Below are 6000 nucleotides of genomic sequence, written 5' to 3'. Positions count from 1 at the left end.
GACGTGCCATCTAAGTATTGCTTAGCAATGATACATTTTAGCTCTCGGCTATATTTGGACATAAAAAGACCCCCAATGATTGGTGTCCAACTATTGGGGGTCAGTTCACCTAAAGAAGTGGCTTTTTGCTATTTCGAACACGACATTGTGCTGATGAATGAGCAACCCAAATAAGCGGTCGCTCAAACTCAAAAATTAGTCGCGGAAGTTGTCAAACTGGAAAGGTTGACCAAGTTCACCGCTGCGAACTAGAGCCATAACAGCTTGTAGGTCATCACGCTTCTTACCAGTTACACGAACTTTGTCGCCTTGGATAGAAGCTTGAACCTTAACTTTGTTGTCTTTGATTAGCTTAACGATTTTCTTAGCGACATCCGTTTCGATGCCTTGCTTAAAGATAACCGTTTGGTGCCAAGTGCGACCTGTTTGGTCTGCCGCTTTCGCTTCCATCGCGTTAGGATCAACATTACGCTTTGTTAGGTTGCTACGAAGGATATCGCGCATTTGCTTCAGTTGAAAATCGTCTTGAGCAGTCAATTTTACTGATTCATCTTTGTAATCAAAGCTTGCTTCAACGCCGCGAAAATCGAAACGAGTCGATAGTTCACGGTTTGCGTTGTCTACCGCGTTACGCAGTTCTACTGCTTCTACTTCAGAGATAATGTCAAATGATGGCATTGTGTTGTTTCCTTAAGCTAAGTTTCTATCTTTAATTGCTGTTGCAAGCATATCTAGCATTGTTGCAGTATCTTCCCAGCTTAGGCATGGGTCAGTAATCGACTTGCCGTATTCTAGGTTGTTGATATCTGTCATTGGCTGGTTACCTTCTACAATGAAGCTTTCCGCCATGATGCCTGCAATTTGATTCTTGTTAGATTTGATTTGCTCACAAATGTCTTGTGCCACTTCTAACTGTTTACGGTGCTGTTTCTGACAGTTAGCGTGGCTAAAGTCTACAACCAAACGTTGAGGTAGATCGAATTCAGCCAGTTGCTTACATGCGTTATCTACAGATTCAGCATCAAAGTTAGGGCCTTTATCACCACCACGTAGAATTACGTGACCGTATGGGTTGCCAGAAGTACGGTAAACCGTCATACGGCCGTTCTTATCTGGCGAGTAGAAGTAGTGTGAAGCATGCGCAGCACGAATCGCATCAATAGCAATTTTGATGTTGCCGTTAGTTGCGTTCTTGAAACCAACTGGGCAAGACAGTGCAGAAGCCATTTCACGGTGAATCTGAGATTCAGTCGTACGAGCGCCAATTGCGCCCCAAGTGATAAGGTCTGCAATGTACTGACCGGTGATCATATCAAGGAATTCAGTCGCGGTAGCTAGGCCAAGCTTGTTGATATCTAGTAGAAGCTTACGAGCTTTGTTCAAGCCTGTTTCAAGTGCGTATGACCCATCAAGGTTAGGATCGGTAATCAAACCCTTCCAACCTACAACAGTACGAGGTTTCTCGAAGTAGGTTCTCATTACAACGAACAGTTCATCTTTGTACTGGTCTTGAATCTGACTTAGACGCTCAGCGTAATCAAGTGCCGCTTCTGTATCGTGAACAGAGCAAGGGCCTACGATAACTAACAGGCGGTTATCACGACCCGTTAGAATATCTTCGATTTGGCGGCGAGAATTTTTAATGCGCTCAGCAACGTCGTCAGTAATAGGATGTGCATTGCCTAGTTCGGCAGGAGTTGGCATAGGACCCAGAGCTTGGGTTCTCAACTCATCAGTTTTTAATGGCATGTGATGGCTTTTTTATTCTATTGCGAAGTGGTTAAGATAACGGAATTGAACAGAGGAATAAACTCTCTTAAGTCAAAGTTATCTCTGTTATTGCTAATATTCTTATTTTTATCAGCAGGCCAGCGCCAAATAAGGGATTTTCACTTGTATTAACAGGCAGCTATCGGTATTTTCGTTTGAACACAACATAAAAATGCTGGAGCAGCAATGACTCAAGAAAATCAAAGCACTTTGCACCCAGAACTGGTCTTAGGTGATGTGCTGCCTTCTTACAACGATAATAATAATTCTAACCACTTATACGTTTCATTATCTGAATTGGTTATGGATCGTATCTTCTATCACCCAAGTATTGAAAGTCACTTAGATACACTGACTGATATCGAAAAAACCTCTTTAGATGCGATCCTTGGCGATAAAACAGTCGATGAGCATTTTGTTTCGACCTTAGTGATTGCCATCCAAGCTGCCGTTCAGCCAAATCATACTTCTGTTCGTATCGCGTTAAGTAGTGCTGACAGCTATGGCTTCCGTTCGCTACTTGGTGGTAGCTGTGAAGCCGAAGAGATAAACCCGGCACTAGGTGTTCGTGGGGTTGCTCGTTATGCAACATCAGAGTACAGCAAAGCATTCGCTTTAGAGTGTCAGGTAATTAAAGCGTTGCGAGAGCAGGGTATTAACGTTGAAGTGGTTGTACCGTATGTACGAGCATTAAGCGATGCCGCTAAGATTATTGATTTGCTTGCAGAGCAAGGCTTACCGCGAGGCCTTAATGGTTTGAAAGTACTGTTCTCGTGCGATGTGCCGTCTGCAGTGCTACTGAGCGAAAGATTGCTGCATTACTTTGATGGTGTTGTAGTGAACGTTGATAGCTTAGCGTCTTTCACTTTAGGCGTAGACAAGCACAATGAAGCTCAGCAACATGCTTTTGATCCACAAAACGAGGCGGTTATTACCTTGTTGAGTATGATTGTTAAAGCAACGCTGAACGCGAAGAAGCCCGTCCTGCTTGTGACTCAAGGCTTGGTGGACTACCCGCGTCTACAAGGCTTTATCGCTGATCTTGACGGTGTTGAGACAGTCGTTACTGCATAGACCAGCTTATTGTCTAAATAAATCAACTTGCTGTATGAGTTTATTTAAAGCAATAAAGCTTTGAGAATGAAAGAGATATCATTATGCGATGATATCTCTTTTTTGTAACATTTTTTTGACATATCGAGCGCTAATCGATTAACTGGTCTGATGACTTATTTGACTAGGTAACTCGAATGTTGACCCCTCTACAAAAAGCAAATTTCTACTTGAGCATGTTTGGCTTTTTCAAAGTGCCTCTGATCTGGCTATGCCGACCAAAACTGCTCGCGCTGGATAATCAACATGTTGAAGTGAAAATTCCTCTCAAAAGACGAACTAAGAACCACCTCAATAGCATGTACTTTGGTGTGTTAGCAGTAGGTGCTGATGTGGCGGGGGGCTTTCTTGCAATGAGTAAATCGCAGCAGCAAGGCGAAAAGATCTCGCTGGCATTTAAAGAGGTGACAGGTAACTTCTTGAAGCGCCCGGAAGGTGACGTACACTTCACTTGTAACGATGGTGAGCTGATCAACACTATGCTGGCTGAAACTATGTCTACTGGCGAGCGTGTGAATCAACCCGTGACCATAATCGCGACTTGTCCGTCTTTGCATGGCGATGAACCAATGGCGGAGTTCACGCTGACGCTTTCGATTAAGAAAGTTCCTTCTAGAAAATAGCTCGGAAGTATAAGGTTGGACGGAATCTGAATCTGAAGATCATAGTTAAACAGAAAGCATTTGTTGAACAAGTGGAAGGGCGGTATGTGAATCTAGTATCCACATACCGTAACAACGCTATGACTCTTGAGTGATTTGCTCGATATCAACGATCTTTGAACGGTTCATTACGATTTTCCAACGGTAATAGGTCGGTTCAGTATCGTGATTGTTCTCTTTAATGATCAGATTGAGCAGGTGACGCTTTTCGACAGACTCACGGCTTACTTGCCCTTCATTCAGGCGATATACGTTATTTGACCCCTTGTCCATCAAGCGTGTCAGTGCTCTCAGGCTGATCGATAACGTTTCACGAGTCTCTTCGTAACCACTCATGAATGTTGACGTCGACATCTCGGTATGTGAACGGTAGTGCAAGACTTGCTCTTCACGCTGAACGACACGTTTCTTGCGTATTGATTGAATACGGTCAGCTAACTTGGAAAAGTTCGCATAGTCCAACCATTCAAGCTTGTGGCCGACAGATTTATTGGTTGTTGGGTCAAAGTAGCGACGCTTCCACTTGGGTTTGCCTTTACGAAGCCAACGCCAAAGGATGTCTCTCAAGTCATCTTTAAATATTTCACGCAGTGCGTAGATAAATGACATCGACACGATGAAAGAAGCGGTAATCTCTCCTAGAAAATCACGAGCCAATATGACGGTTGTCGTCACTACTACCATGACTAAGCCTGTCGCAATACCTTTAACGGCACGCTTAACGTTTTTACCCATGGAGGTGGTCTTCTCCTTGAGTACGATAGGGTGCTCTATCAAACGTCGCAGCAATCGCATCTTGTTACTCAGGCGCGTTACGTCTTCACGAACTTTGGCTGAGTTATAGCGATTAAGTTTACGATGGGCAGTCTCTTTGTCACACAGCGTCAAGAGTCGCTCTTTTATCGTCGAGTACTCACTGCCACGCGGCATATGAGAGACCAGAGATAAGAACTTTTGCTCTGTGTACCAAGAAAGATAGTTATCAATGTTTGCGTAGTAGCGTTTGAGGTTTTCTTCATAAGGAATACTTCGGCGAAGCTTCTTCAAGATGTCTAACGCGAGCTCAATGACTTCATCAACCTCATCCGCTGTTACGTCGTCACTATCAGTCTTATTTAAACTGCTCACGGCTTTATCTAAAGCAATAACATATTGATATGCGAACAAACTCAAACTCACACGATACTGTGTCGTTGATAAGCGTCCACGTTTTGCCAAGCGACTGTGTACCAAAGGTAACAGTGTCTTGTCACTGTAGTAGGCGCGCTTTTGAGTAATTGAGCTGTAGAAAAAGGCACTTTCAGAAAGTACTTCGGGAGTGAGTCCGAGTTCACCGGGAATGAATAGATAAACGTCCATGTCGAGCTTTTTGGTCTTCGCCATTGCATGGTTAATTTTGAGTGTTATCGCATCTTGTTTATCAACGGTGATCAACGATGTCTCCTAGAATGTAAAAATATGAATGAAACTAGCGAAAGCATATCAGAGATCACGTATAATCACCGCCAAATTTAAAGTAGAGAAAATCTTGATGATTAATATTGGTCAAATAAACAACTTAGAAGTAGTAAAGCAAGCCGACTTCGGTGTATTCCTTGACGCTAGCGACTATGGAACCGTGTTGCTGCCAAAACGATTTACTCCTGAAGGTGTTGAAATTGGTCAAAAACTGGATGTTTTCTTATACATTGATTCTGACAACCAGATTGCTGCAACGACTGAAAAACCAATTGCTCAAGTGGGGCAGTTTGGCTTGATGACGGTTGAAGGCGTAAACAGCACCGGTGCATTCATGAGCTGGGGCGTGAAAGGTAAAGACCTTCTTGTTCCTTTCAGCGAGCAACGTGGCCGTTTAAACGAAGGTCAGTCAATCTTAGTATATGTGTATATCGATAAAGCATCTAGCCGCATTGTAGGTACAACAAAGTTCAACAAGTGGTTAGACAACACGCCTGCGACTTATAAGCAAAACGAGCAAGTGGATCTCATTATCGCTGAGCGCAGCCAGTTAGGTTACAAAGCGATCGTGAACGGTGAGCATTGGGGCATGATTTTCCCATCAGACATCATCGGTAAGCTGTTCATAGGTAAAGCGCTAAAAGGCTACATTAAAAACGTTCGTGAAGAAGACGGTAAGATTGACTTGTCTCTTCAGAAAATTGGTGTGGCTAAAATGGATGACCTAAGCACTAAGGTTCTCGATCTGCTTGAGAAGAAAGGTGGTTACTTACCTTTGAATGATAAATCTTCTCCGGAAGTTATTTTCTCTGCATTCAGAACCAGCAAAGGTACGTTCAAGAAGACAATTGGTGGTTTGTACAAGTCTGGCAAGATCACTATCGACAAAGAAGGCATCAGTCTAGTTAAATAAGCGAGCTTGTCGGTCAAAAAAAAAGCCCAAACCTTCCTGTTTGGGCTTAGGGGAAAGAGCTCCGAAGAGCCTACGCTAATCGTT

Annotated in this window: 6 protein-coding genes; 3 read left to right on the top strand and 3 right to left on the bottom strand. The window is 43.4% G+C overall.

The features are described 5' to 3' along the window. Positions 1-195 precede the first annotated feature (195 nt). Both NX845_RS03715 and NX845_RS03710 read right to left on the bottom strand, forming a co-directional pair. Complete coding sequence (locus NX845_RS03715; protein ID WP_004733632.1) at positions 196-678, bottom strand: YajQ family cyclic di-GMP-binding protein; 483 nt, start codon at positions 676-678, stop codon at positions 196-198. A 12-nt stretch (positions 679-690) separates the two neighbouring features. Further along, entirely contained in the window at positions 691-1749 is a 1059-nt protein-coding gene (locus NX845_RS03710) for a 3-deoxy-7-phosphoheptulonate synthase (protein ID WP_017077204.1), read from the bottom strand. 207 nt (positions 1750-1956) lie between these two features. Here NX845_RS03710 and NX845_RS03705 point away from each other — a divergent pair, with 207 nt between their 5' ends. Then, the gene (locus NX845_RS03705) at positions 1957-2844 is read left to right on the top strand and encodes a putative PEP-binding protein (RefSeq protein WP_004733630.1); all 888 of its coding nucleotides are present in this window, start codon (positions 1957-1959) and stop codon (positions 2842-2844) included. Positions 2845-3020: 176 nt separating this feature from the next. After that, positions 3021-3506 (top strand): PaaI family thioesterase, encoded by a 486-nt coding sequence (locus NX845_RS03700; protein ID WP_017082222.1) that lies wholly within the window; start codon positions 3021-3023, stop codon positions 3504-3506. A 117-nt stretch (positions 3507-3623) separates the two neighbouring features. Here the strand turns inward: NX845_RS03700 and NX845_RS03695 are convergent, their stop codons facing one another. Next, on the bottom strand, positions 3624-4979 hold the full coding sequence (locus tag NX845_RS03695; protein WP_004733628.1) for a hypothetical protein: 1356 nt from the start codon (positions 4977-4979) through the stop codon (positions 3624-3626). 28 nt (positions 4980-5007) lie between these two features. Here NX845_RS03695 and NX845_RS03690 point away from each other — a divergent pair, with 28 nt between their 5' ends. Then, positions 5008-5916 carry a S1 RNA-binding domain-containing protein gene (locus NX845_RS03690; protein WP_004733627.1) on the top strand — a complete coding sequence of 303 codons (909 nt, stop codon included), beginning with the start codon at positions 5008-5010 and terminating at the stop codon, positions 5914-5916. Positions 5917-6000: the final 84 nt, after the last annotated feature.

The organism is Vibrio sp. NC2, assembly GCF_025195005.1.
Lineage (GTDB): Bacteria > Pseudomonadota > Gammaproteobacteria > Enterobacterales > Vibrionaceae > Vibrio > Vibrio splendidus.
Note: the sequence above shows the minus strand (reverse complement) of the source record. Positions and strands in the feature narration are given on the sequence as shown.